Source organism: Paenibacillus sp. MDMC362 (genome assembly GCF_003269305.1).
Classification (GTDB): domain Bacteria; phylum Bacillota; class Bacilli; order Paenibacillales; family Paenibacillaceae; genus Paenibacillus_AQ.
Genome location: NZ_QLYT01000021.1, coordinates 1 through 25,462, shown reverse-complemented (window position 1 = coordinate 25,462; position 25,462 = coordinate 1). Strand labels below are relative to the sequence as shown.

Here is a 25,462-nt window from a genome sequence, read left to right as displayed (position 1 = left end):
GGAATCAGACCGTGGAAACGTTAGCGATTCATGGCGGAGCGCCGGTCAAGACCGGTCCTTTTGGCACAGGTAAAAGATTCGGGGACGAGGAGGCCGCGCAGCTGCTCGAGGCGCTGGAGCAGAACACGCTGTTTTATCATTTCGGCTCCAAGGTTAAACAGTTTTTGGCCGATTTCAATGCGATGTACGGCCGGGAATACAGTGTGGCGACATCCTCCGGCACCGCAGCCCTCCATGTCGCGCTTGGTGCGGCTGGCGTCTCTGTAGGAGATGAGGTCATAACAAGCCCGATTACGGATCAGGGAACGCTGATCGGGATTCTGTATCAGAATGCTATCCCGGTGTTCGCCGATCTGGAGCCGTACACTTACAATTTGGATCCGGCTTCGGTTGAGGCGCGCATCACACCGAGAACCAAGGCCATTATCGTTGTCCATCTCGCGGGATATCCGTGCGATATGGATCCGATTATGGAGATCGCGAAGCAGCACGGCATCAAGGTCATCGAGGATTGCGCACAGGCCTATTTGACCCGGTACAAGGGCAGGCTGACCGGGACCATCGGAGATTACGGCTGTTTCAGCACGAACGATTTCAAGCATATCTCCACCGGGGACGGCGGCATGGTGCTGATCAGCTCGGGAGAGCGCGAGGATTACGAAACCGCTCACGCCTTTGCGGACAAAAACTATCGCCGTCTAGGCACCACGGTTGACCGAGGAACGAGTTATATTGCACCGAATTACCGGATGACCGAGCTGCAGGGAGCCGTCGGAATCGCTCAGCTGAAGAAGCTGCCCTGGATATGCGAGCGGCGTCAGCGATACGGCGACCGGCTCAATGAAGGATTGCAAGGAATTAAGGGTGTCATTCCGCCGCAGGTTGACCTGGTGCATGACTGTACATACTGGTTCTACATGCTGCGGCTTGACCTGGATCAATTGACCTGCAGCCGCGAAGAGTTTTGCAGAGCGCTGGAGGCGGAGGGCATCCCGAACCGTGCCGGCTATATCCCACAGGTGTGCTATTTGCAGCCGCTGTTCCAGAAGCGGCAGGCTTATCCGGGAAGCCATTTTCCGTTTGACGGCAGCAGCGTTTCCTATAAACCTGGCCTGTGTCCAGCAGCGGAGGAGATTCTGGTCACGGCGGTTCAGATTCCACTGAACGAATTCTACTCGCCGGAGGATATTGAGGATATTATTCACGCGGTTGCCAAGGTGGGTGCTTGTTATGCCAAAAGCGATGAGTAATACGGATAAAGCGGGAGGCGGTAAGATCCCGGCGAGGATGGGGGCTTTTGAGCGGATCGGCGTTCCCGCGGACGTAGATGAGAGCCGGTCAGCGGCGGTCTGTCGAAGAGACGACGGAGCCGAACGCATCGTCATCGCAGCCCGGGGATACGTGCTGATTGTGGATCCCGAGACGGGAAGCTGCAGCCAGCTTTATTTCCCGGGGGGTGAGGGTCAGTATCCGTTCGCGTCGGCCAGTGATCCCCGGGGATGGTTTTATACGGGAGCAGGCCGCTATTTTTATATTGTAGATCCGTTCACTCCAGCATTTGTTGGACAGCACCGGGTTCCTGAAGGGGAAGAGGAAGCAGGATTTGCGTTTGCCGTTAAGGGGGATGGACGGGTTATCGCCACAACGTACCCGGGAAGCTATTTGGTTGAGCTCGACGCTTCGTCAGATTCATCTCGCACATTATGCAGGCTGGATTCCGAGAGGAAGTATGCCATGACGCTAGCATGCGGAAGCGGCGGGAAGATCTATGCCGGACTTGGCACGACATCGCCGGCCATCGCCTGCTTCCATGAGGAAACCGGGGAGCTGGAGATATTGCTCGAGGGCCCCCCGGATATGCCCGGGAGCGCTGCCGTTCTCCAGGGCTGCAACAGCTCTGTCTACGGCTGGCTGCCTTCAGGAGAGAATGGAGACGGACGATGGTATCGGCTGGGCGAGCACGGGGTGGAGCAGGTGTCGGCGGAGGAAGCAGGTCCATCCCTGTATAAGGGAGCAGGTTACAACAAGCTGCACCAGAACCTTGGCGGTGGTCGAAAGCTGCTGACATGGCAGCTGTCCGACAGGCAGATCGACATCATGGAAGCGGACGGGAGCTTAAGCCGGATTCCGCTTGCCTACAAGGGAGGCGGAACACCGCTCTCCCCGCTGTACGGTGGCCCGAACGGCATTCTGTACGGCACCTCGAATCACCCGCTGCATTTGTTCACTTATGATGCCACAGCCGGACGTCTGACCGATTGGGGCGGCGATATTGTGGAGCGCGGAGGCGGCGGCAATATAGCCGCTTATGCGGCTCAAGGGAACATCATCGTGGGTGCGGCCTATGCAGGCGGCATGGTCCATCTGCTGGATACGGCGAAAGATTGGAATACGGAAGAAGGACTCTGCCGGAATCCAAGGCTGATCTATGAAAATGCCGCTGTCCACAGGCCGAGATGCGCGGCCGCGCATCCGGACGGCCGTCATGTTCTGTATGGCGGATTTCCCGGTTATGGTGCCGCAGGCGGCGGGCTCGGCATCGTGGATGTGTTGGCCGGTCAGGTGGAGATGTTAGAGCACCAGGAAATTGTCAGCGGGCAGAGCACGTTTTCACTGGCGGTGCTGCCGGACGGCAGGGTATTCGGGGGCACCAGCATTGAAACACCTGGCGGTGGGATCAGCAAGGCGGGGGAAGCGGCGATGTATGAGTTGAGTTGGCCTGACCGGAAAGTGATTCGGCGCTGGGTGCCGATCCAAGGAGCCAAAGAGATTGCTCAGCTGGTTCCCGGCTTGAACGGCGTCCTGTATGGACTGACCTCGGAAGCGGTATTTTTCGTTTATGATGCTGATCTGCAACAAGTGGTTCACCGGAGCGATCTTTCTTCATGGGGCCGTATTGTTCGGCAGGGGCTGCTCATGACCGAGCGGGAAGGCCGTCCATTCCTCTTGGGTCTGCTGAGCAGGGCTTTGTTCACCGTGAATCCTGCAAACATGCAGCCAGAGCTGCTGGCCCGGCTACCGGCCGAAGCGACCAGCGGGATCGCCTGCCTGAATGGAGACGTGTATTTCGGTTCCTTTGCTGAGCTATGGCGGTATCGGCTGGAAGAGGAGGGGAATTACTTTTATGAATCGGTTTAATGGGGACATGATGCCGCTGTTAGAGGGAATACATACCCTTGATGCTTGGATGGAGAAGGAGTCCAGACTGAGAGAGGGCTGGTTGCAGCTACTGGGGGAGCCCCCGGGGCCGGTTGATTACAAGCCGAGTGCGGCCGCAGACAGCGGTGGCTTCCAGGTGATATCAGAGCATGACGAGGAAGATCACACAAGACATAAGATCGTTTACCATTCCCCGGAAGGGGATCCGATCCAAGCTTATCTTCTGCTTCCTCATGGAAAGCCAGCTGCGGGAGGTTATCCCGCTGTTCTGGCTCTTCATCCGACAACCGAGAACGGAAAAGACGATGTATGTCTGCCTTCCGGTCGGGCGAATCGACGGTATGGTCTGGAGCTGGTTCAGCGCGGATTTGCCGTGCTGGCACCGGACTCCATCACGTTCGGCGACCGGGTCTACCCAGGGGAAGCGCCATTTCAAACGGTTCCGTTCTATCAGCAGCACCCCACGTGGACAGCGGTTGGTAAAATGCTCTCGGACCATATCGCGGCGGTCGATGTGCTGTCCTCGCTGCCGCAGGTAAACTCCCACCGGATCGGCGTCATCGGTCATTCGCTTGGCGGCTACAACGGCTGGTTTCTGGCCGGAATGGATAAACGCATCAAGGCTGTCGTCTCGAGCTGCGGGTTTACGATGTTCCGCGGTGATCCGGAGCCGAACCGCTGGGGGCAGCGGGAGTGGTTTTCCCATATCCCTTCCATAACCGACAGCCTGAGTAACGGCATTCTTCCGTTCGAGTGGCATGAAATCGCGGCGCTTGCGGCCCCGGTGCCGATGTTGATGTGGTGCGGGACGCGTGATCCAATTTTTCCGAACTGGCGTGAGATCGCATCGGGTCTTGGGGAACTGGAAGGCTTGTATGATTTTCTGGGCGCTTCATCTGCTTTCGAGTGCTGGTTCGGCCATGAAGGGCATGACTTCCCGCCGGATATCCGGCAGCGTGCCTATGCTTTTCTTGAGAAGAAGCTTGCAGAGTAAAATATATACGCGTTCTTTAAGCGGAGTGCATGGAATCCTGATGTTCTTCATGATATACTGATTGTTATAGACATGTATAGGAGCGGTATATATTGTTGCGTAGAAGAAATGAATTTCATGAGCGTTATGAACGCTTTGTCCAGGAATTGAGAAATGAAATCGTCTCCGGTGTTCTGCAGCCGGGTGAATTTATTTTGCCGGAAAATACGCTTAGCCAGAAGTATGAAATGAGCCGGGTTTCGATTCGGAAGGCGCTGGATGAGCTGGTGAACGAAGGGTTGATCGAGAAGATTGCGGGCAAGGGCAACCGAGTGAAGGAGCCGGATGAGGACAGAACGCCTGTCGTGCTGAAACTCGCCTGGTTCTCCTCCTCCTATGAAATTCCGATTATCGAAAAAATGATCGAAGCGTTCGAGCGGAAGCATCCGTTCGTTCAGGTGGAAATGGTGCTGTACGCCGAGGACTTCTACACCGAAACGATCATTCGGTCCATTGATGACGGTCAGGGCCCCGATCTGTTTATTATGTCGGATCAGCATTTCCGGGAATGGGCCGAAAGCGGGCGAACGAATCTGCTGACAGGATATGTTCCTCCTCGTCTCAGGGAGGAAGGGGTCAGTTATCCGAGGGTGTTCGACCTGTTCAACCATGAGGGCAGCATGCTTGCGGCGCCGTTTGTCTTCTCTCCGGTGGTCATCTGCTACAACCGTTCGATCTTCCGTCAGCACGGCCTGCCTTACCCTATCAGTCTTGGCGACTGGAAGGAGCTGCTGGCGGCGGCCAAAGCCTGCACATCGGCCCCGGACGAAGACGGAATGACCGATCATTACGGCTTCTGCTTCTCCTCGTCTCCGAACCGCTGGCCGGTCTTCCTGCTTCAAAATGACGGCAGCATTATGGCTGCGGACCGCAGCCGGAGCACGATGGCGGATCAGCGGAATATCGAAGCTTTGGAGTTTTGCGTATCGCTTATGTACAAGGAGCATGTGTCGCCGATCTTCTCCCATGGCAGCAGCCATTTGGCCGAGAGCCTCTTTATGAAGGAACGGGTTGCCATGATCATGTCCACCTATTACTTCATGAATGAATTCCGCGATCATTCCATCGACTGGGATGTAATGACCCTGCCGAACGGCACCAAGCCCGCAACGATGCTGCTTGGAGGGGGGCTGTCGATCAACGCTGCGAGCAGTCATCGGAGTATCGCCGAGAAACTCGTGGATTTTATGACAGGCGAGGAGGCGCAGACGCTGCTGAAGAAGCACGGTTGTACCATTCCGGCTTTGCGGTCGGTGGCCGAGGATGACCGTCTGCTGAATCCGGACATTCATCCGCAGCACTATAACCGTTTTCTGGAGGTGCTGCCTCACGCTTACCCGCTTCATACCCTCAACCTGAGCCAATCTGAAATATCGACGCTCCTGGATGAGCTGAATCTGCTGTGGGCAGGCATGGAAACCCCGGCGGATACCTGCACTCGAATTGAGCAGCTGTTCAACAGTCGTCTGGGCCTGACGGGCGCCGGAACGGAAATGGAGAAGTGAACGAAACTCTTATTCCGTCTCATTACGTCAGGTAGCTTGAGCGGTAATTAAATGTATGAAGGAACTTCATGTAGAAATTGTCAGATGACTCAGATGACAATGACATATGGATTATGAAAGCCGCATAAATTGCGGCTTTTTTCAGTTTGTAGTATCAGTTTTTTCCTCTAATGAACGACAATACATAAGACGAAGATTGTTACATAATCACTCCATATTGATCTTGTCTGCACCCGATCTTGATTTCTCAATTCTATGATTAGTCCCAAAAACGATTAGAGTTGTGTCTTAGATGACAACGTTTGTCTAGTATTTGAAAAAGTGTTACGATCCAACTGAAGTACACACTGGTGAGTTTGAGGGGCTAATGTTCATGCTCATATAAACTTGAGAGGTTGTCACATGTCTAAAACAATAATGATTGTAGAAGATGAGCATATTTTACGAGAAATCATAAAAGATTATTTGCTTGAAGAAGGTTATGAAGTGCTCGAAGCGGATGATGGCAGAAAAGCTTTGGCGCTATTCCAGGAACATGAGCTGGATCTGATCATTCTGGATATCATGCTCCCTGAATTGGACGGATGGTCCGTTTGCAAACGCATCCGAAAAGTGTCTAACGTTCCGATTATCATGCTGACGGCCCGTTCGGATGAGGATGATACCTTGATGGGTTTTGAACTGGGAGCCGACGACTACGTAACCAAACCGTACAGCCCTCCAATCTTGCTGGCACGGGCGAAGCGGCTTTTGGAGAGCAGACAGACTCGGGAACAAGAAGACGATACATTGTCCAGCAACGGTATTTCCATCCACTTTCCATCCCGAACGGTGGCGGTGGATGGGGAAAACTGCAGTTTGACGCATACGGAATTTGAAATTTTGGCTTATCTGATGAAAAACAAAGGAATTATTATAACCAGAGAACAGCTGATTACAAAAATCTGGGGGTATGATTTTGTCGGTGATGAGCGTACGGTCAACAGTCATATCCGCAATCTGCGTTCCAAGCTGGGAGAGCACGCCAAGCATATTGCTACGATCGTTCGATCAGGTTACAAGTTCGAGGACAAGTTATGAAACAAGGCATAGTTCTTAAGCTGTTTCTATTTACGACGGGATTATGCTTATTTATTCTAGCTATTATCTTTACCTTGCAGACCGTATTTTTCAAACAGTATTATGTTCATCAGAAAGTGAAGGACGTGAGCGCGGCGCTTCAGGCTTACGAACAAGACTACCTGAATCAAACAACGGACACGCAGGAGACGGCAAAGCTGGAGCAAGATTTTTATCAAAAGCATAACATCTGGGTTACGACTGTGGACACCCAAGGTAATGTAAAGTACACCGATGATTTCTTCATGGAAGTCAAGCTAAGACATTCGGATGAAACCATGTTTTCCAATAAAACGATGACCATTCCTCTGTATAGTGTGATCGACGTAGAGGACTTCAGCAGTGATAATCCGTTCCTCACGCCTTGGATTAAAGAAGGGGAAGAGATCGCCATGGAAGGTTTGATTATGAATGGCCAGCCGGTGATCCAGCGGATGGGAAGGGGTAATTCTAACCTAAGAGACGAAAGCAGGCTGGAAAATTCGCAGATGATAAGAAAAGAGTACGAGGTCGTCACTCGATTTGCGAGTCCGAACCAATACTTTGAGAAATATCCCACATTTCTGGTCGAGGGAACCATTATGAAGATCCAGTTACCGGAAGGCGCAGGGGTCTCGCGTTATACCAATCACTTGTTGCTGGACCGCATCCAGGCTTTCCAAGCGGATTTATTGTACGGCGACTGGAAGGATAGCAGGAACCCCAATCAGATCGTAGATTATAAAGAAAATGACGTGAATTACAAAATTATCGTGAATCGCATCCAAGATCGCGACGGAAATCCCGCATATCTGTTCGCGATGGCGTCACTCCAGCCGGTTAATGAAGCCGCAGGGATGATCAAGGAATACTATGTGTACATCATTATTGCTACTCTGCTTCTCGTGGTGCTGGCATCGTTCTATTATTCTCGACAGATCACACGGCCGCTGCTGCGCATCAACCGTACCACACGGCAAATGGCAGACCTTGATTTCTCGGAGAAAATCCCCATTACAACGAAGGATGAAATCGGGGACTTATCACGCAACATTAATGAGCTCTCCGAGCGCCTGCACTCTCATATTCTTCGGCTTGAGCAGGATATCGAGAAAGAAAAGCAGCTGGAGAATACGAGAAAAGAATTTATATCCGGCGTATCCCACGAGCTGAAAACTCCACTAAGCGTTATTCAGAGCTGTCTGGCCATTATGAAGGACGGGGTGGCAAGCCATAAAAGGGATTATTACTTTAAGGCGATGGAGGACGAGGTCAAAAGAATGGATCTGCTGATCGTGGATATGCTGGAATTGGCCAAGTATGAATCCGGAACGTATACCATGGACATGGATTCCTTTTATATCGACACCGTTATCGAGCGGGTATGTACAAAATTGGCTGCGGACATCGAAACAAAGCAGTTACATCTTGATATGTCACTGAAGCCAGTCGAAGTGCTGGCAAATGAGCGGCGAATTGAGCAGGTCGTTGTCAATTTCCTCAGCAACGCGATTCGCTATACACCGGAGCAGGAGTCCATTCTTGTCAGTATCTTGGAAGAGGGGGACACCGTTAAAGTATGCATCGAAAATAAAGGAGTCCACATTCAAAGCGAACAGCTTGAGAAGATCTGGGACCGGTTTTATCGCGGCGAGCCTTCCCGAAAACGGTCGACTGGAGGGACCGGGCTGGGCCTTTCTATCTCCCAAAAGATTCTGGAAATGCATGGTGTCCGATATGGTGTAACCAACACTCCTGATGGAGTCCTATTCTATTTTCATTTGAATAAGAAAGCGTAGAACCCGGTTCTGCGCTTTTTTAATTGAAGAGTTGTTCTTGAAGGTTCTTATGGACCTGTCAGGAACAGCTCTTTTTTGTTTGCCGCTGTCAAAGCCTATTACTCTATGAAAGTTTGATATCATCTGCACCTTATCTTGATCTCGGGCTACTACACTTTTATCAGGAGGAGGAGAGAACGTATGAGAAAAGGCAGCTCGATTATAATCACTCTTATGTCTGCGCTGGTGATCGTTCTGCTGTGTCAACTTGTTTCGAGGGAAGGGACGGCAAGCGACCGCAAAGCCGGCATGGATGTCCGCTCGGATAAGATAAGAACGCTAGAATACCGGTCAGAAACGCCTTATAAGGTCGTGATTGATTCAGGACATGGCGGTAAGGATAACGGCGCAACGGGAGCCAGTGGTAGTTTTGAGAAGGATTTAGAACTGGCAAAACAAGAGCCGCAGATTGAAGTGGTTCTCACTCGATCAGAGGATCGCTTTATATCTTCGATTGACCGGGAACGGCCGGAAATCGCCAATCGACTGGGTGCGGATATATTCATATCCATTCACGGAAATACGTACGAAGACGCTAGTGTTTCGGGTACAGAAACCTACTATTATCATGAAGATTCCCAGTTCCTGGCGGAAATTATGCAAAAGCATATGGTTCAGACCAGCGGATTTCGGGACCGGGGAGTAAAAAAAGAGGATTTCTTTGTCTTGAAGGATTCGAACATGCAGGCCGCTCTAATCGAAATGGGTTATTTAACGAATCCGCAAGAAGAGAATGAAATGCTGACGGAAGATTTCCAATACCGGATGGCAAGCTCTATTCTAGACGGAATTAAAGAAGCTTTAAATTTAAATTAAAGAGAGGAACATGAACATGAAAAAAATAGTTGCAACCCTACTCCTTGGGAGTATTGCACTTGTATTGGCAGCATGCGGAAACGAATCCTCAAGCTCGAGTCCGCAGCAACCGACCACACGAAACCAAGGAGAGGCAACGGAATCAAAAGGCTCCGTAGAAACCGAGTATCAAGCACTTTTCCAGAACAGCGTTTTTGTGGGGGATTCCATTACGGAGGGTTTATCATTTCACGATGTGCTTAAAGAGGAGAATGTTCTGGCAGGCGCAGGAAAAACGGCGGAGTTTGCACTTCAAGATATGGCTGAGTTGACTAAGCGGGATCCGGAACATATCTTTATCCACTTGGGATCGGATGACATTTTATGGCCAACGGATAACCCCAAAACCTATTCCTTGAAAAACTATGCGAAGCTGATCGGTATAATCAAGGAAAAGCTTCCACAAGCGAAAATAACTCTTTTATCGGTAACACCGGTAACGGCAGAAGCGGAAGAGCTGGAACCAAGATATAAAAATATCAATGATTATAACCAAGGCTTAAAAGAGTTGGCGGAGAAAGAGAACATTGGATATGTTGATTTGTCCCTGATATTTTCAAACGGCTCAAATAATCTGTATGACTCGGACGGCATTCATTTTAAACCAGAGTTTTACACAAGAATGCTGGACCTGCTAAAAGATCAAGTGGAATAACATGTTATGGATCAATCAATTTGGAGGTGTGAATATTGGTCTTTAGCAGCCTAATATTCCTGTTCCTCTTTCTGCCGGTCACCATTCTGATCTATTACGCATCTCCGATGAATTTTCGAAATGCTGTCCTCCTTGTTGTCAGCCTGATTTTTTATGCATGGGGAGAGCCAATATACATTTTCATCATGATTTTCTCCACGGTCTTCGATTATATCAACGGGCTGCTGATCGATAAGTATAGACATCGGAAGCTGATGGCCAGATCGATTTTTATCGGCTCGTTGGTCGGCAGTCTGGGTATTCTCGGATTTTTCAAATATGCGGATTTTGTCGTAGACAACATCAATTTGTTGTTTCACATGAATATCCAAGCAGCCGATTTGCCGCTGCCTGTGGGCATATCTTTCTATACCTTTCAAACGATGTCTTATGTCGTTGACGTATATTTGGATAAAGTATCGGTGCAGAGGAATTTCATCTCTTTTGGGGCATATGTGACCATGTTCCCGCAGCTTGTAGCGGGTCCCATCGTCAAATACGGCGATATCGCGGAACAGCTCGTTTCCCGTAAGGTGTCGCTGGACCGTTTTGGCGAAGGGGCGGAGCTGTTCATCAGGGGACTTGCCAAAAAAGTGCTGTTGGCCAATAATATCGGATTATTGTGGGCGAGTGTTAAAGAGACGCCGATCGAGGAATTGAGCGTACTCTCTGCCTGGCTTGGCATAACCGCATTTACTCTGCAAATCTATTTTGATTTCAGTGGTTACTCGGACATGGCACGGGGACTAGGGAAAATGTTCGGATTTGATTTCATGGAAAATTTCCGATACCCCTACATCTCAAAAAGCGTAACCGAATTTTGGCGCAGATGGCATATTTCGCTCGGCAGCTGGTTTCGGGAGTACGTTTATATACCGCTTGGCGGTAATAGGACAGGCTTTATGAAGCAGCTCCGGAATTTACTGGTCGTATGGTTTTTAACCGGATTATGGCATGGAGCCAGCTGGAACTTTATCATGTGGGGTTTGTATTTCGGATTCTTTGTGATCATCGAGAAACGATTTCTTTTGCAAAGTCTTGGACGTTTACCCGCTTTTGTCGGCCATATTTACACGCTTCTGGTCGTTGTGATCGGCTGGGTATTGTTCGAAATGGAGCAACTGGCTTCAGCTTGGCGTTTCATCAGCGTGATGTTCGGTTTCGGCGGGCATGCTTTTGCGGATCAGCAGGCGCTCTATGATTTGTCTGCGAATGGTGTATTGTTTGTCGTGTTGGCAATCTGTGTTACTCCGCTTCCAGGAAAGATGTTATCCTGCATGAGGGAAAAATGGAGAATTGCCGGCGTGATTACCGTTCCGCTCATCTATTTTTTATTCATGATCCTGTCGACGGCTTATTTGGTCAATGAAACCTACAATCCGTTTTTATATTTTCGATTTTAAAAGGGGACAGCCATGGGATATTACAAAAATTTAAAAAATAAATTGCTGGCCTTATTGCTGCTCCTATTTATTAGCGTAATCGCAGTTCTTCATCTTTTGGCGGTGGATCGTTCATTTTCGGAGTCAGAAAACCGGCTGCTGAAGCAGCTGCCGCACTTCTCGCTGAAAGCATTGCTGTCAGGAGATTTCACTGCGGATTTCGAAAAATATGTGTCCGACCAATTTGTTTTCAGAGACTTTTGGATCGGGGCAAAAACCGATGCGGACCGGTTCTTGGGAAAAAAGGAGAGCAACGGAGTTTACCTAGGAACAAACGGGTATCTGATTCAAGATGTTATTCCCCCGGCGGAAGAGGATGTGAGGGCGAAGATCGAAGCTATTCATTCGTTTGACCAGGCCACGCCGGAAATGAATAAATATGTGATGCTGGTACCAACGGCAGCCGCTCTATATAAAGACAAGCTCCCGAAATATGCGATCATCGGCGATCAAGCAGCATACTTGAAAAAAGTAAAGCAATGGCTGAATCCCAATATACGTTTTATCGATGTTTTTCCAAGTTTATATGCTGCGCGTGATCAACCTATATATTATAAAACCGATCATCATTGGACAACAAAAGGCGCTTATGTCGGTTATCTGGAACTCTGTAGGCAAATGGGGCTGATAACGCAGAATGAGAAAGACTTTAATATCAAGCAAGTAACGGATGAATTTTTCGGTTCGCTTTATTCAAAAAGCGGGTTCAGACATGTACAGCCCGATCGTTTGGAGCTTTATTTGCCAAATGACCAAGAGAATTACACAGTAACGTATGTCGATGAAGAGAAGACCACGGATTCATTGTATGCGATGGAGCAGCTGCTCAGGAAGGATAAATATGCGGTGTTTCTTAACGGTAACCATGCACGAATTCATATTAAAACGGCTAATCCGAGCGGTAGAAAGCTGCTGGTGGTCAAAGATTCGTACGCTAACAGCCTGATTCCTTTCTTATTAAAGCATTTTAGCGAAATACATGTGATTGACCTTCGGTATTATGATGAGGATTTAGCGTCTTTCGTGAACGAACAGGGGACCCAGGACATGCTATTGCTTTATAATGCGAATACGTTTTTCGAGGACCCATCCATCAAAAATGTAACGGAGTGATCAAATGAGAAAACAATGGAGCGGGAAAAGAAGTTTTTACCCCGTTATGCTTGCATTATTCGTCGTGATTGGCGTATTGTCCGGTTGCGCAGGCACGGATGACAAGACTTCTGAACGATTGTCTGCCATCGAAATCGGAAAAAGTATCGAACAGGCAGTGGGCCTAAAAGACATGAAAAAGCAGGATCTGAATAAGCTGCAGAAATTGTATAAGATGGATGCAGACAGCATGGATGATTTTATTCTTTATACGTCTACATCGAATGTAAAAGCTGATGAATTGGCCATTATCAAGCTAAAGGATGAGAGTCAGGCAGAAAGCGTCAAAAAGAATATGGAGCAACGAATCGAAGCACAGAAAATAAAATTCAAGGACTATCGCCCCGATGACTATTTTCTGGTCGATAATCACGTGTTAAAGGCGAAGGGGCGATTTATTTTCTTCGCGGTTTCTAAAGACGCCGAATCAATGGAACGCACGTTTGACAGTGCTTTTTGAAAGAAGCCCGGCTCCAATCCTAATTTTCCAAATAAGAGTATTTCTCCACCATTTTATATAAATAATTTCGAAACTCTTTCACGTATGATTTTGGTTCCACGATTTCCAGGTTCGTGCCGAAACCTGCTAAAAATTGAAATCCAATATGGTTTTGAGGTACATAAATGGTTGCTAAGAAATAGTCAGAATTATAGTTTGAAATACTCTTTCGACCATACCTTTCAATGAATTGATCTTTTATGCTTGGCGAAATCAATGCCTTTATAGCGACAAGTTGCGGTTGATAACGGGTTGTTTCTTGTTCTAATGCATAATCTCTCGGGTTAAAGGTTTCTTCATTCATCCTGAGATTATCGATCCTGGATAATTTAAATGTTCTATAGCTCTGACGATGTAAACAGAATCCCTTCAGATACCAACTCGTCTCGCTGTAATGAAGCTGATACGGTTCGACGATTCGATTTGTTATCATGCCATTTTTATCTATATAATCAAATGACATTATTTTTTTCCCTGATATCGATTCCTGGCATGTCTTCAAGGTTTGAAGCACATCGGACCGACCCTCCCAATCATAAAATGACAGTCGGACTGAACCTTTCAGTGACAATGGGCTAACCATGGCTTCTATTTTTTTAATAGTCACTTCCACTTCTTCGCTAATTAGAATTTGTTCCAATCCGCCGAGCGCAGTCAATATATTCTCCAAGTCGGAGCTGCTTAAAAGACGTTTATCCACCTTGTATTCATCCAAAATACCGTATCCGCCATGAATTCCATGAACAGAATAGATGGGGATGTTGGATAAACTCAGTGTTTCCATATCGCGAAGAATCGTTCTTTTGGAAACGTTAAATAATTGTGCGAATTCTTTCGTTGAAACGATATCTTTTTTTAGCAATATCATGATAATCGATATTAATCTTTCAACCTTCTCCATATCGGCCCCTCTTTTGGTACAAATTTTTAAATGGTGACATGCGTCTGTCACCACTAATAAATTATACTTCATTTATCAAAAGAAGGAGGTACAACTTTATGTCAGCTATAGCCTATTTGAACTTTGATGGAATCGCCGAAAAAGCGATTGAATTTTATTCGGAGGCTCTCAATGCGAACGAGGTAAAAAAAGTGAAATTTAAGGATTTTCCGCAGGATCCAAATTATCCATTGCCAGAAAATGAATTAAATATGATCATGGAGTCTTCAATAGAATTTGCAGGCGGGAAAATCATGATGTCGGATATTTTGCCTTCCATGAAGGCGGTAACCGGTGAGTTGGTAAAAGGAAATAACGTGCTTATTAGTGTAGTCATGGATGATAAACAAACATTGGAAAAATACTTTAACCAATTGTCTGTTGGCGGCCATGTTGTGATGCCGTTATCCGCTACCCCTTGGTCTTCGTGCTTTGGAATGCTGATTGATCAATTCGGAGTTGCCTGGAAATTTAATAGCGACGCAGATCAGTTTCTTGATCGTGTCATTTCCAACAAACAATAACTCATTCAAAACATGGCCTTCCAATGAAAGGCCATGTTTTGATACTCTCATTAGAAAGGAGGAGGGTGGGTTATAGCTATGAAAATTGAGAATGTCAATCCAGCAAAAACGAGAGAGGATTTAAGAACTTGGCTGCAGAACCATGGTAAGACCGAGAAGTCTTGCTGGGTCTTGGTGAGTATGACGCCAACCCCTGATATGTTGTTATATTTGGACGTTGTTGAGGAAGCTCTATGCTTTGGATGGATTGACGGAGTCAAAAAGAAAGTGTCCGAAACCGGGCTGGCCCAGAGACTGTCTCCTAGAAGTAAAAAAAGCTCATGGACCGAATTGAATAAAGAACGTGTCCGCCGCCTCGAAAAGTTGGGGCTTATGACTGACGAAGGCAGAAGGGTTCTTCCTGACATGGATCCCGGTTCTTTCAGAATAGATGAGGTCATAGAACAAAGGCTAAAAGAGGAAAAGCAAGTATATGAGAATTTCATGGCCTTTCCGGATCTTTATAAAAGAGTTCGGATCGACACGATACAAAGCTATAAGAATCAGCCGGAAATATTTAAGAGCAGATTAGACAAATTCATAACCAACACGAGAGAAAATAAAATGTACGGTCAATGGAACGATCATGGCCGTCTATTAGATTATTAATATTTCCTGGGTCGAAGGCTAACAGCCGTATTCACTCCAATTTCTTATTTCTCTTGATTATTTTTCTAGTCAGACTTCACCCTATCCTTCTGAAACGCAATGTGCATTCCATATTTCGATGAGTATCGAATAGTACTCGGTTTATACTATATACAAAAGTACACCAGAATGTAGATGGGGAGGGTTATGGTATGGACATGACAAAACAGCTTGAACAGCTTGCCGCCTTTAAAAAGCTTCATTCCGATTTCTTTATTTTGCCTAATGCATGGGATGCTGCGAGCGCGAAAACTTTCGAGAAGTGCGGCTTCAAGGCCATTGGCACGACAAGTGCCGGCATAGCCGTTTCCCATGGGTATGCGGATCGGAATATGCCCTTCGATAGCATGCTGGATATGGTCCGAAGGATCGTGCAAACCGTGGATATTCCGGTTACCGTGGACATGGAAGACGGATATGGACAAACACCCGATGAAGTCGCAGAGTCGGTTAAGCAGGTGATCAAGGCAGGCGCGACGGGAATTAACATTGAAGACAGCAGAATGGACCGACAAGCGCCGCTGCTTGATATTCCGGTCCAGCAAAAAAAAATAGCCGTCATCCGGGAGCTGGGGAACGCCATGGCTTATCCTCTCTTTATCAATGCCCGGATCGATTCTTACTGGATCAAGTCTATGCCGCCTGCTAGGAGGCTTGAAGAGACGATCAAGCGGGCCCATGCCTACCAGGAAGCCGGGGCAGATTGTATTTTTGTTCCCGGAATCCAGGATATCTCCGACATCCAAACATTGCGTCATGAAATAAGCTGTCCGATCAATGTATTGGCCGGGCCGGGAATGCCTTCCGCAAATGAACTTGAAGCACTAGGGATTCAGCGCATCAGCACCGGTTCAGGACCTTTTCGCGCCGCACTATCGCTGCTGCATCGCATGGGCCAAGAATTTCTGGAGAAGGGAACTTTTGAGCATATGACTTCGAGAGTCCTTTCTTACGATGATTTATCGCGGGTGCGTTAAGTTGATCAACGGCAGCTTGGCTCCAGTCAAAGGCTTGAAGTTAAAGACCACGGGAAGGGACGAAAGAATCGGGTTACAAAGGGGCTCTTATAACCATTGGATAATTATAACATTGACAACTGTAGGTTTTTCCAAAATAATAGAATGTAATTGAATACTGGTACCTTTAATTCAGTCCAGAGAGGCTGGCAAGGGCAGCGGATTTTTTATAATCATGCGAGGATCAGTGCGTATTCCGTCAGGGGATGCGCTGCGTCTTCGCACGGGTTATGATGTGAAAAAGAGGCTACTTGTCAGTGAAGACTTGACGAGTAGCCTCTTTTTTTCTGCTTCTTTGGTATCAGAACACTTTAACTGGAGGTATTCTGATGAGCAAACAAGATCAAGAGTTTTCGTGGCAAGCGGTGCCGAACACGCAGAGAAACCATTTTTGGAAGACGTTATCCGTCATGTTAGGGTTCACATTCTTTTCGGCAAGCATGCTGGCAGGGGGGACGCTCGGAGTCGGCTTAACGTTCATGGAGTTCATTGGAATCGTGCTTGCGGGCAATTTGGCACTCGGCATCTATACAGGAGCGCTGGCGCATATCGCTGCGAAAACAGGCCTCTCCACGCATTTGCTGGCAAAATATGCGTTCGGTGAGAAAGGGTCGTACCTGCCATCGTTCCTTCTCGGCTTCACGCAGGTCGGATGGTTCGGCGTCGGAGTAGCCATGTTCGCGATACCCGTCGCCAAAGCGATGGGTTGGAACGTGTACCTGTTGATCTTCTTGTTTGGTCTCGCCATGACGGCATCAGCCATCTACGGCATGAAGTCGCTTGTCATTCTGAGTTATATTGCGGTTCCCGCCATTGCCATTCTCGGCAGTTATTCCATGTTCGAAGGCGCAGGCTCGCTTGGCGGCCTTCAAGGCTTACTTGATTACACGCCGACACAGAGCCTCACCACGGCAGCGGCTCTGACCATTTGTATCGGCTCATTCATTAGCGGCGGGACCTTGACGCCGGATTTTGCACGGTTCTCCCAGTCGTCCCGGCAGGCGGTGACCGCGACGGTCCTTGCCTTCTTTCTTGGAAACTCGCTCATGTTCCTGTTCGGCGCAGTCGGTGCCATGGCGTACAACCTGGCAGATATCTCGGAGGTCATGTTCCTGCAAGGCTTGATCATTCCCGCGATTATCGTACTCGGGCTGAACATTTGGACGACCAACGATAATGCGCTTTATGCTTCAGGACTGGGATTCGCCAACATTACTAAAATTTCAAAGAAATTCTTCGTCATCGTAAACGGCATCGTGGGTACCGTATTGGCCATGTGGATGTACAACAATTTCGTTGGTTTCCTGAATGTGCTGGGTGCGGCGATCCCGTCCATCGGAGCCATCATCATCGCGGACTACTTCTTTGTGAAGCGCAGAAAATATAAACCGTTTGCCGACATGACTTTCAAGAAGGTAAACTGGATAGCGATGGCGGCTTGGGCTATCGGCGTTGCTTTTGCCCAGTTGGCTCCGGGAATAACGCCATTGAACGCACTGATCGGTACGGCAGTGGCCTACATCGTGTTAATGCTGATCGTTCCTGCCAAAGAATCCAATGAAATGGGGAAAACAAATGATTATACAGAACGCAAAATTGCGGGGTAAAGAAGGTTTATGGAATATCGTCGTGAAAGACGGGAAGTTTGGGCTAATCACGCAGTCTCTGGAAACAACTGCGAATGAGGAAGTCATTGATGTGGGCGGCTCGCTGGTGCTGCCGCCGTTCATTGAACCTCACATTCATCTGGATACAACATTAACGGCGGGCGAGCCGGAGTGGAATTTGAGCGGAACGTTGTTCGAAGGCATCCAGCGCTGGTCTGAACGCAAGGCGTTCCTGACGCATGAAGACGTCAAGACACGTTCTAAAACAGCGCTGAAGTGGCAGATGGCTCAGGGCATCCAGCATGTACGGACGCATGTGGACGTCACCGATCCAAGCTTGACCGCAGTAAAAGCGATGCTGGAAGTGAAAGAAGAAATGGCACCGTATATCGACATCCAGCTTGTAGCATTTCCACAGGAAGGCATTCACTCCTACCCGAACGGTGCGGAATTGCTGGAAGAGTCGCTGAAAATGGGCGTTGACGTGGTCGGCGGCATTCCGCACTTCGAATTCACGCGGGAATATGGCGTCGAATCGATGAAGGTTGCGTTTGACCTCGCCGAAAAATACGACCGTCTCATCGACATCCATTGCGATGAAATCGACGACGAGCAATCCCGTTTCGTGGAAGTCGTCGCCAAAGAAGCATATGAACGCGGGCTGGGATCCCGCACGACGGCAAGCCACACGACGGCGATGGGTTCATACAATGATGCATATACGTACAAATTGTTTAGATTGCTGAAAATGGCGGACCTCAATTTTGTCTCCAACCCTCTGGTCAACATCCACCTGCAGGGACGCTTCGACTCGTATCCGAAAAGAAGAGGGCTGACTCGCGTCAAAGAGCTGCAGGAAGCCGGTCTTAATGTGTGCTTTGGTCACGATGACATCTTTGATCCATGGTATCCGCTAGGCACGGGCAACATGCTTCAGGTGCTGCACATGGGCATCCATGCTTCGCAGTTGCTCGGTTACGATCAAATCGTGAACTCGATCGATCTCATTACGAAAAATAGTGCAAGAACGCTGCATATCGAGGATGTGTACGGTATTGAAGAAGGCAAGCCTGCCAACTTCATCGTTCTTGAAGCGGAGAATGAATATGAGGCCGTTCGCAAACAAGCCGCAGTGCTTTATTCGTTCAGAGGCGGCCGCAAAATCGCCGAAACGAAGCCGCGGGACACGTCGATCGTTCTTGAGGGCGGTTCGGAGAAAGTCACTTTCAATAAATAATCTATCATGCATTAAAATCCGCGGATTCCGCGGATTTTTTTGTTATGGCTTTAGCCAGTTTAGTGCGTGAAACGCGCGAAACAAAAAACCACCCGCTATGCGGATCCGAATCATCTGGAGAAGACTGCCGAGAGTAATGAATCGGCGCCTTTTTTTAATGTATTCATCGCCACTTAAACAGTATCACTTTTTGACATGATTTAAGAATATGATTAACCCATCAAGTAAAAAGAAAATTTAAAGAAGAGGAAGGGATTGAATATGACAAATTATACGCTCGAGGAAAAAGACAGCTTCATCGTATTAGGAATTGGAACTGAGCTTCAGAGCGATTACACAGACTATGCCGGCATAAATAAGGAGAAGGCCGACTTTTGGGAGGCATTGAAACAAGATGGAACTCTTGACACGTTAAAGGCCGTGGCCACAAACGACTACATATTTGCCGTAAACGAAGCGGTGAATAGCAAGATGATGTACTATGCTGGCGTGGTGTCAGATAAATCGCTACCCGAAGCAACCCGAGTTATTCAGTTTCCTAAAGGAGAATACCTCAATGTCCAATATCATTGATTTAAAAAATGTATCTACGGCTGGTTTAGAATCTTCACCCGTAGCAGAAGCACTTGCTGGTTTACGAGCGAATGAAGCCCGTTACTTTAGGAGCAAGTATCAACATGAATTTACGGTTGTACCCGCCAGCGAGAGCCAGGAGACCCTTGAATATGTGAATCGAATATTGAAAGAAGAACGACATCTTGAATTTGCGGCTAAACCTTTAGAAACGTCGCGTTTTCAAGTGGAAAACATCCAATTTGCCTATATCTTTTATGAGAATGGTCTTGGAGTCAATGTCATGTACACGGTTGATGACCCTAAGAAGCGAGCTGTTGGTTTTAAGCTTTCGGAGGGGATGGAGGTACCAGCGGAGTTAGAAGGGAAGTTTAAGTTTGCTAGGCAGAAGTCTAAATTAGCCGGAACCATTCGGGGCTCGTTCTTTGTAATTAAGAAAAATTATAATGATGAGGTGGGAACCCATGAATAAAATGATCGGTGTGGAAACAACTATAAGAGCAAATGCCCGTCCGCTCGGAAAAATGGTAACATATTGGACTGTCACATTGCTGCTCGCAGCGGCTATTATGTTAAGTGGTATCGGACAACTGATGCAATTTGGAGGAAACCTCGAGCTGGTGGCGAATCTGGGCTACCCATTATACGTCCTGACCATTCTCGGGATTTGGAAAGTGCTTGGAGCCATCGCTCTCGTCGTGCCAGGTCTACCTCGACTTAAAGAATGGGTTCACGCCGGTATCTTCTTTTTAATGACGGGTGCGGCATTATCCCATGCATTTGCTAACGATTATGGTGACTACGGGTTTAATCTGATCCTCCCGCTTTCATACGCTGCACTCAATATCTTTTCGTGGGCGCTACGGCCACCGAAGAGCCGCTTATAAGATTACAATACATGACGGCGTGAATATCTGAAGCAGAAAAGCTCTGACGGTAGCCGGATCGGCTGCCGTTCTTGACTTACCAAAAGGCATGGCGTCACTCGTTGGCATTTTGGCGTGTACCGACTTCGATGAGATCAGCTTGCCCTGGCAGCTGATCTTCCTCTATATTTAAAAGGGGAATTTCCTGCAAACCGATTCTTTACATCAATGGGAGGCATATCGATGGTTGGGACGATCATCATTTGTTTTTTGGTATTACATATCATCATGGCTGCCATCATGGCGGTTTTCGCAAGAGATGAAAGCATGAGAAATACCATTGGATTCCAAGCTTACACCCCCGAGCCAAAATCGGCTGGAGATTACATTTTTAATGTGCTGTTCTTTCTCCTTGCGGGTGGCGCTTATTATATGGAGTCGATCAATGACCGGATTGCGCAAAAGTTTTGGCTGATTAGGATCGGCATCCGAATTGCGGTTCTATCTATTGCCATCCTCGTTGTTTTTATCCTTGCCATCATCTTTTCATTTTGATTCATCCCTTGGTTTAAACCTCGTTCGTTCTCCCATCAACATGTGTACCAAAAGCAAGATGTTTTATAGAATCGTAATCCTATACTTAGGATGCGGCTTTCACATATTCGAGCGGAGGAATCGTTTTTTTTTTTTCGTAAAAATGAAATGCGCCTAATAACAAAGAAGGAGGGAAGGGCCCCGTCCATCGACTAATCGAGGGACAGGGCAGTACTTATCCCTACTTCTCAACACGCCAATCTACCTTTTTTAAAATCAATACGATGGAAATCAGCGAAAAGAGCAACAGGACAAGCGTGTTCCAGGCGACAGACCCGGACCAGCCCGAAATCAGCACCTCCCGCATGGCTTCGGCGGCATAAGTGGTTGGGAACAGATAAGAGAGCCACTGCAGGATCGCAGGCAATTGATCCATATCTACCATGACTGGCGTCAAAAATGAGATGAACATCATCAGTGCTTGGACCAGCATGTTCGTCAACTGATGACTGGGCGACCAGAAGCCGATCAGCACACCCGCGCCAACCACGCTAAAGACGGTGAGCAGCAGCACAGGGACAAGTCCCCAGCTGTAGTGGAATTGAATGCCGTAAGCCAGCTGACCTATCATCGCCAGGATGATAAAAGAGGGGGCGCTCATGATCAAGCCGCGCAGCAGATTGGCAAAAATGAAGTTTACCTTCGCAATCGGCAGGGACGAATAGTACGTGAAGTGCCCTTGGTGCTTCTGATAGGATATCTCCTGAGCCATGGAATTGAGTCCCATGACGATTAAGCCGAAGAGCATATTCCCCGTAATAATACGGGTCATGACGGCCGGCGTAGGGTCGACCGTAAAGAATTTGAGAAACAGCAGCGTCGTTAATGGAAACATGCATGCCATAATGAAAATCCAAACCCATGCCTCTCGGATGATCGTGAATTGAATGCGGGCCAGAATCAGCCATTCCGTTATTCTGCGATGGATTACGCTCTGCTGCTCGTGCTCTTGAAGGAGGACCGCTTCTTGCAGTTTCAAGTCTTGTCTTTGCATGGATGGTTGAGTCTTTTCCATGTTTAGATCACCTCCGCTTTGTCAGGCTTATCCTGTTCGTCATCGATATGAAAATAGACATCTTCAAGATTCGGCGGGACTAAGGAATATTCTTCAATCGGTAAATGGTGCTTGGTTATGAAGTCAATCGCGTAGCTGGCGTCTTGCTTCTCGATCAGTGCCCGGATTCGGTTTTCTCCCGTTTTGGTCCACTGTCCCAGCGCGATTAAGCTTCGGCATACATGATCGCTTTCACCAAAGGAGGTCGTAATTTCCAGCTTCATCCGCTGATCGACCCTTTGTTTTAATACGCTGACATGATCGATGGCGAGCAGCTTGCCGTGATTTACGACAGCTACTCTATCCACGACCTGTTCGGCCTCCAGCACGTTGTGCGTCACCAAGATTACGGTTACTCCTTGCCGATTCCTTTCTTGAATCAGATCCCATACGAGTCTTCTCTTTTTCGGGTCAAGCTCATTGGTCGGTTCATCCAGGATCATGACGGGGGAAAAACCGATTAAGCAAGTTCCTATCCCGATTAATCGCTTCTGTCCGCCGGAAACGTTCTTCAGCAGCTTATGACGAAGGTCCTGCATTCCAAAGCGTTCCAACAATTCCTCTGTTTGCTTTACGGCGGACTCTTTCGTCAACCCCCGCAATCTTCCCGTAAAATACAAGGCTTCCCAGGTTTTTAAACTGGTCAGGGCGTGAGGCTCTTGCGAGTAGTAGGCCACCTCCTGGGCAACTCGCTTGGTTTGGGTTTTGACGCTGGTTCCTTTATAGCGTACCGTACCTGAGGTGGGAGCCATGTGACCCACCATCTGCTTGATTAGCGTGGATTTGCCTGCTCCATTCGGACCGAGCAAACCGAGAATTTCACCTTCCTGAACATCGAAGCTTATGTCTTGATTAGCGACAATCTTTCCTTTTTTGTATGTTTTATTCACATGCTCTAATTGATAAATCAGCTTCATTATTCCTGCCCCTTTCTGTTCGTACTATGGCTTTGCTGGTGCGTGCTTGAACACAAAGAAAGTATGTATTCCTTGACTGATAAATACTTTTGTTGGATGATGCCTAAGTATACTAAATGGTCAATTAACAGGTGTTAGTCTAAAGATATCGCATAGCCCTGATAAGGAGTGACGGGCGGCAGAATGGTTTTCGTCTCCGTCTCCGGACGGAGATAGCAAATAATCACATAAACAACAGTTGCATTTTGCAAATAATCAGCGTATAACTGAAGGAAGAGGTGAAGAGAATAAATGGAAAGCACACGTGAACTATTTCAGATTATGACACGCCGATTCGGCTTACTGAATAAAAATTGCTGCACCGTAGGCGGAAATGACATTACGCCGGTTCAAAGCCATATCTTATTCGAAGTCGATCGTCAACAGCATCCTTCGATTCAGCAAATCGCAGACACATTGGGGACGGATATTACCACTTTTAGCAGGCAGGTACAGGCGTTAATCAAAATGAATCTAATGAAGAAGACACCAGATCCGACCGATCGCCGAGTTTACACACTTTCCTTAACCGCTGAAGGAAAATATGTTGCTACAACGATCGACCACCAGATGAATGCTTATTTTGACGATATTTTTTCGTCAATGACGGAGTTTGAGAAAGAAACCGTCCTACGCTCAATCAGGTTGATGAACGAAGCCATGGCTAAATCGGATCATTGCTGCAAACCTATAATAGGGTAAAAAATTTTATTCTCATTTATTTGTAATATGCAAATAAACAAGGTGGCTTCCTTAACATACTGTCAGTTGGCGCATCAGCGATTCGCTGTGAGTCATAAACATAACCAAATTTGAACAAGGAGGATCCCAATGAATAACAATTATTACTATGTTGAGTACATGATGAAGGCACAAGAGATAGAGATACAAAAGAACGCTCGAGAAGCATGGAAATGGTCTACCGGTAAGTCCGATTCTAAACGGCATCGTATCTTAACCGGTTTTCGCCAACCAGAAGCAATACCGTGCTGTACGCAATCACTTCAGGCTTGCTGCTAAATCCGCAATGAATGCTGCTTGTATCGAAACCAATCCTAAGGAGTGTCTGCCATGACAAAGTTAACGAATGATGAAATCCGCCAGAATGTACGAAGCCGGTATAAGCAAGTGGCCGTTCAAGAAGCTAGTGTTGAATCGTGCTGCCAAACCAATATACAAGCAACCAGCTGCTGCACTACATCTTCTGATTTTAATGCAATTTCAAGCAAATTAGGTTACTCAAATGAAGAATTGGACTCGGTACCTGATGGTGCAAATCTGGGGTTAGGGTGCGGCAATCCCCAAGCTATTGCATCGTTGAAGCCTGGTGAGGTGGTACTGGACTTAGGCAGCGGTGCTGGGTTTGACTGCTTTTTAGCGTCCCGGCAGGTGGGGGAGACAGGGTCAGTGATCGGTGTGGACATGACACCTGAAATGGTTAGCCGGGCTCGTAGCAATGCAACTAAGGGGAATTTCGTGAATACAGATTTTCGTTTAGGGGAGATTGAGCATCTTCCGGTTGCCGATAACATGGTGGACGTCATCATCTCGAATTGTGTAGTGAATCTCTCGCCTGATAAACAGCAGGTATTTCATGATTCTTTTCGTGTTCTTAAAAAAGGCGGCCGACTGGCGATATCTGATATTGTAACGACAGCAGAGCTTCCTCCAGAAATAAAGGACGATCTGAATGCACTGTATTCTGGGTGCATTTCAGGGGCATCATCTATCGACGAAATTGAGGCCATGCTCCGTCAAAGTGGATTTACAGATATCTCCGTTGAACCGAAGGATGAGTCCAAAGCCTTTATTAAAGATTGGATGAAGGGATCCAGCATCGAGGATTACATCGCTTCAGCGGTAATCAAGGCAATAAAGCCTTGAACGGTTTGTTATCCATATGTGCGGGATCAGGGATCTTTACAGATTGGAGGATAACAGGATTATATGGCGAATCATGTTAGAAGCAACAAAGTTGTATTACAGGAGGCTGTGACATGTTGAAACTGTTCGAGTATAACTGGCAAGTTCGCAAAGATTGGTTTGACTGGTGCGATACGGTGAGTGAGGAAGAACTGCTGAAAAGACGCACCGGGGGCATAGGAAGCATTCTCTACACACTCTATCACATCG

25 protein-coding genes and 1 pseudogene are annotated in these 25,462 nt (G+C 47.7%); 23 read left to right on the top strand and 3 right to left on the bottom strand.

Annotated elements, in window-relative coordinates; all coding sequences use genetic code 11:
* Nucleotides 1-11 precede the first annotated feature (11 nt).
* The 11 genes from DP091_RS11015 (at nt 12) to DP091_RS10965 (ending at nt 13,236) form a co-directional block, all read left to right on the top strand.
* Nucleotides 12-1,250, top strand: coding sequence for a DegT/DnrJ/EryC1/StrS family aminotransferase (locus DP091_RS11015; RefSeq protein WP_113058371.1), 1,239 nt, complete (start codon nt 12-14; stop codon nt 1,248-1,250).
* Entirely contained in the window at nt 1,231-3,138 is a 1,908-nt protein-coding gene (locus DP091_RS11010) for an NHL repeat-containing protein (RefSeq protein ID WP_113058370.1), read from the top strand. Before DP091_RS11015 ends, DP091_RS11010 begins: the two co-directional genes overlap by 20 nt.
* Nucleotides 3,125-4,153: an alpha/beta hydrolase family protein gene (locus tag DP091_RS11005; RefSeq protein WP_113058369.1), complete on the top strand. Its 1,029-nt coding sequence runs from the start codon at nt 3,125-3,127 to the stop codon at nt 4,151-4,153. Before DP091_RS11010 ends, DP091_RS11005 begins: the two co-directional genes overlap by 14 nt.
* Before the next feature lie 92 nt (nt 4,154-4,245).
* Nucleotides 4,246-5,697 (top strand): extracellular solute-binding protein, encoded by a 1,452-nt coding sequence (locus DP091_RS11000; RefSeq protein WP_113058368.1) that lies wholly within the window; start codon nt 4,246-4,248, stop codon nt 5,695-5,697.
* A 402-nt stretch (nt 5,698-6,099) separates the two neighbouring features.
* Nucleotides 6,100-6,777 carry a response regulator transcription factor gene (locus DP091_RS10995; RefSeq protein ID WP_113058367.1) on the top strand — a complete coding sequence of 226 codons (678 nt, stop codon included), beginning with the start codon at nt 6,100-6,102 and terminating at the stop codon, nt 6,775-6,777.
* A complete protein-coding gene (locus tag DP091_RS10990) occupies nt 6,774-8,594 on the top strand; it encodes a sensor histidine kinase (protein WP_113058366.1) in 1,821 nt (606 codons plus the stop codon). Before DP091_RS10995 ends, DP091_RS10990 begins: the two co-directional genes overlap by 4 nt.
* Before the next feature lie 180 nt (nt 8,595-8,774).
* Nucleotides 8,775-9,449 (top strand): N-acetylmuramoyl-L-alanine amidase family protein, encoded by a 675-nt coding sequence (locus DP091_RS10985; protein WP_113058365.1) that lies wholly within the window; start codon nt 8,775-8,777, stop codon nt 9,447-9,449.
* 10 nt (nt 9,450-9,459) lie between these two features.
* On the top strand, nt 9,460-10,143 hold the full coding sequence (locus DP091_RS10980; protein WP_113058364.1) for a GDSL-type esterase/lipase family protein: 684 nt from the start codon (nt 9,460-9,462) through the stop codon (nt 10,141-10,143).
* Nucleotides 10,144-10,178: 35 nt separating this feature from the next.
* Nucleotides 10,179-11,585, top strand: a complete 1,407-nt coding sequence (locus DP091_RS10975) for an MBOAT family O-acyltransferase (protein WP_113058363.1) — start codon at nt 10,179-10,181, stop codon at nt 11,583-11,585.
* 12 nt (nt 11,586-11,597) lie between these two features.
* Nucleotides 11,598-12,737, top strand: a complete 1,140-nt coding sequence (locus DP091_RS10970; protein WP_113058362.1) for a DHHW family protein — start codon at nt 11,598-11,600, stop codon at nt 12,735-12,737.
* A gap of 4 nt (nt 12,738-12,741) precedes the next feature.
* Nucleotides 12,742-13,236 carry a DUF4358 domain-containing protein gene (locus DP091_RS10965; protein ID WP_113058361.1) on the top strand — a complete coding sequence of 165 codons (495 nt, stop codon included), beginning with the start codon at nt 12,742-12,744 and terminating at the stop codon, nt 13,234-13,236.
* A 19-nt stretch (nt 13,237-13,255) separates the two neighbouring features.
* On the opposite strand, the gene DP091_RS10960 is transcribed toward DP091_RS10965, so the two are convergent.
* Complete coding sequence (locus DP091_RS10960) at nt 13,256-14,176, bottom strand: helix-turn-helix transcriptional regulator (RefSeq protein WP_113058360.1); 921 nt, start codon at nt 14,174-14,176, stop codon at nt 13,256-13,258.
* Nucleotides 14,177-14,274: 98 nt separating this feature from the next.
* Here DP091_RS10960 and DP091_RS10955 point away from each other — a divergent pair, with 98 nt between their 5' ends.
* The 9 genes and pseudogenes from DP091_RS10955 to DP091_RS10915 all read left to right on the top strand — a co-directional run bounded on the left by DP091_RS10955 (nt 14,275) and on the right by DP091_RS10915 (nt 21,280).
* Nucleotides 14,275-14,739, top strand: a complete 465-nt coding sequence (locus DP091_RS10955; protein ID WP_113058359.1) for a VOC family protein — start codon at nt 14,275-14,277, stop codon at nt 14,737-14,739.
* 78 nt (nt 14,740-14,817) lie between these two features.
* On the top strand, nt 14,818-15,387 hold the full coding sequence (locus tag DP091_RS10950) for a YdeI/OmpD-associated family protein (protein WP_113058358.1): 570 nt from the start codon (nt 14,818-14,820) through the stop codon (nt 15,385-15,387).
* 191 nt (nt 15,388-15,578) lie between these two features.
* Nucleotides 15,579-16,403, top strand: a complete 825-nt coding sequence (locus DP091_RS10945) for an isocitrate lyase/PEP mutase family protein (RefSeq protein WP_113058357.1) — start codon at nt 15,579-15,581, stop codon at nt 16,401-16,403.
* A 368-nt stretch (nt 16,404-16,771) separates the two neighbouring features.
* On the top strand, nt 16,772-18,049 hold the full coding sequence (gene codB, locus DP091_RS10940) for a cytosine permease (RefSeq protein ID WP_113058356.1): 1,278 nt from the start codon (nt 16,772-16,774) through the stop codon (nt 18,047-18,049).
* On the top strand, nt 18,018-19,286 hold the full coding sequence (locus DP091_RS10935) for a cytosine deaminase (protein WP_113058355.1): 1,269 nt from the start codon (nt 18,018-18,020) through the stop codon (nt 19,284-19,286). Before codB ends, DP091_RS10935 begins: the two co-directional genes overlap by 32 nt.
* Nucleotides 19,287-19,547: 261 nt before the next feature.
* Nucleotides 19,548-19,850: pseudogene (locus tag DP091_RS10930) on the top strand (effector binding domain-containing protein); the annotation flags it as partial.
* Nucleotides 19,843-20,331, top strand: coding sequence for a phage tail protein (locus DP091_RS10925; protein ID WP_113058353.1), 489 nt, complete (start codon nt 19,843-19,845; stop codon nt 20,329-20,331). The pseudogene DP091_RS10930 and the gene DP091_RS10925, both read left to right, overlap by 8 nt.
* Nucleotides 20,324-20,746, top strand: coding sequence for a DoxX family protein (locus tag DP091_RS10920; RefSeq protein WP_113058352.1), 423 nt, complete (start codon nt 20,324-20,326; stop codon nt 20,744-20,746). Before DP091_RS10925 ends, DP091_RS10920 begins: the two co-directional genes overlap by 8 nt.
* Nucleotides 20,747-20,968: 222 nt before the next feature.
* Complete coding sequence (locus DP091_RS10915; RefSeq protein WP_113058351.1) at nt 20,969-21,280, top strand: hypothetical protein; 312 nt, start codon at nt 20,969-20,971, stop codon at nt 21,278-21,280.
* Between the two features lie 220 nt (nt 21,281-21,500).
* Here the strand turns inward: DP091_RS10915 and DP091_RS10910 are convergent, their stop codons facing one another.
* Both DP091_RS10910 and DP091_RS10905 read right to left on the bottom strand, forming a co-directional pair.
* Nucleotides 21,501-22,334 (bottom strand): ABC transporter permease, encoded by an 834-nt coding sequence (locus tag DP091_RS10910; RefSeq protein ID WP_113058350.1) that lies wholly within the window; start codon nt 22,332-22,334, stop codon nt 21,501-21,503.
* 2 nt (nt 22,335-22,336) lie between these two features.
* Nucleotides 22,337-23,290, bottom strand: a complete 954-nt coding sequence (locus DP091_RS10905) for an ABC transporter ATP-binding protein (protein WP_113058349.1) — start codon at nt 23,288-23,290, stop codon at nt 22,337-22,339.
* Nucleotides 23,291-23,581: 291 nt separating this feature from the next.
* Between DP091_RS10905 and DP091_RS10900 the strand changes: the two genes are divergently transcribed.
* The 3 genes from DP091_RS10900 to DP091_RS10885 form a co-directional block, all read left to right on the top strand.
* Nucleotides 23,582-24,031: a MarR family winged helix-turn-helix transcriptional regulator gene (locus DP091_RS10900; RefSeq protein WP_113058348.1), complete on the top strand. Its 450-nt coding sequence runs from the start codon at nt 23,582-23,584 to the stop codon at nt 24,029-24,031.
* A gap of 369 nt (nt 24,032-24,400) precedes the next feature.
* On the top strand, nt 24,401-25,213 hold the full coding sequence (locus DP091_RS10890; protein WP_113058346.1) for an arsenite methyltransferase: 813 nt from the start codon (nt 24,401-24,403) through the stop codon (nt 25,211-25,213).
* Nucleotides 25,214-25,326: 113 nt separating this feature from the next.
* Nucleotides 25,327-25,462 (top strand): DinB family protein (locus tag DP091_RS10885; protein ID WP_306438114.1); only part of this gene is annotated, 136 nt, incomplete at its 3' end.

Excerpts from the sequence above, each read along its gene's own strand:
- DP091_RS10925 (WP_113058353.1), top strand. The coding sequence starts at position 19,843 with ATGTCCAATATCATTGATTTAAAAAATGTATCTACGGCTGGTTTAGAA.
- DP091_RS10920 (WP_113058352.1), top strand. The coding sequence starts at position 20,324 with ATGAATAAAATGATCGGTGTGGAAACAACTATAAGAGCAAATGCCCGT.
- DP091_RS10915 (WP_113058351.1), top strand. The coding sequence starts at position 20,969 with ATGGTTGGGACGATCATCATTTGTTTTTTGGTATTACATATCATCATG.
- DP091_RS10995 (WP_113058367.1), top strand. The coding sequence starts at position 6,100 with ATGTCTAAAACAATAATGATTGTAGAAGATGAGCATATTTTACGAGAA.
- DP091_RS10950 (WP_113058358.1), top strand. The coding sequence starts at position 14,818 with ATGAAAATTGAGAATGTCAATCCAGCAAAAACGAGAGAGGATTTAAGA.
- DP091_RS10980 (WP_113058364.1), top strand. The coding sequence starts at position 9,460 with ATGAACATGAAAAAAATAGTTGCAACCCTACTCCTTGGGAGTATTGCA.
- DP091_RS10910 (WP_113058350.1), bottom strand. The coding sequence starts at position 22,334 with ATGGAAAAGACTCAACCATCCATGCAAAGACAAGACTTGAAACTGCAA.
- DP091_RS10905 (WP_113058349.1), bottom strand. The coding sequence starts at position 23,290 with ATGAAGCTGATTTATCAATTAGAGCATGTGAATAAAACATACAAAAAA.
- DP091_RS10965 (WP_113058361.1), top strand. The coding sequence starts at position 12,742 with ATGAGAAAACAATGGAGCGGGAAAAGAAGTTTTTACCCCGTTATGCTT.
- DP091_RS10970 (WP_113058362.1), top strand. The coding sequence starts at position 11,598 with ATGGGATATTACAAAAATTTAAAAAATAAATTGCTGGCCTTATTGCTG.
- DP091_RS11005 (WP_113058369.1), top strand. The coding sequence starts at position 3,125 with ATGAATCGGTTTAATGGGGACATGATGCCGCTGTTAGAGGGAATACAT.
- DP091_RS10900 (WP_113058348.1), top strand. The coding sequence starts at position 23,582 with ATGGAAAGCACACGTGAACTATTTCAGATTATGACACGCCGATTCGGC.
- DP091_RS10945 (WP_113058357.1), top strand. The coding sequence starts at position 15,579 with ATGGACATGACAAAACAGCTTGAACAGCTTGCCGCCTTTAAAAAGCTT.
- DP091_RS10990 (WP_113058366.1), top strand. The coding sequence starts at position 6,774 with ATGAAACAAGGCATAGTTCTTAAGCTGTTTCTATTTACGACGGGATTA.
- DP091_RS11010 (WP_113058370.1), top strand. The coding sequence starts at position 1,231 with ATGCCAAAAGCGATGAGTAATACGGATAAAGCGGGAGGCGGTAAGATC.
- DP091_RS10955 (WP_113058359.1), top strand. The coding sequence starts at position 14,275 with ATGTCAGCTATAGCCTATTTGAACTTTGATGGAATCGCCGAAAAAGCG.
- DP091_RS10935 (WP_113058355.1), top strand. The coding sequence starts at position 18,018 with ATGATTATACAGAACGCAAAATTGCGGGGTAAAGAAGGTTTATGGAAT.
- DP091_RS10960 (WP_113058360.1), bottom strand. The coding sequence starts at position 14,176 with ATGGAGAAGGTTGAAAGATTAATATCGATTATCATGATATTGCTAAAA.
- DP091_RS10890 (WP_113058346.1), top strand. The coding sequence starts at position 24,401 with ATGACAAAGTTAACGAATGATGAAATCCGCCAGAATGTACGAAGCCGG.
- DP091_RS10985 (WP_113058365.1), top strand. The coding sequence starts at position 8,775 with ATGAGAAAAGGCAGCTCGATTATAATCACTCTTATGTCTGCGCTGGTG.
- codB (WP_113058356.1), top strand. The coding sequence starts at position 16,772 with ATGAGCAAACAAGATCAAGAGTTTTCGTGGCAAGCGGTGCCGAACACG.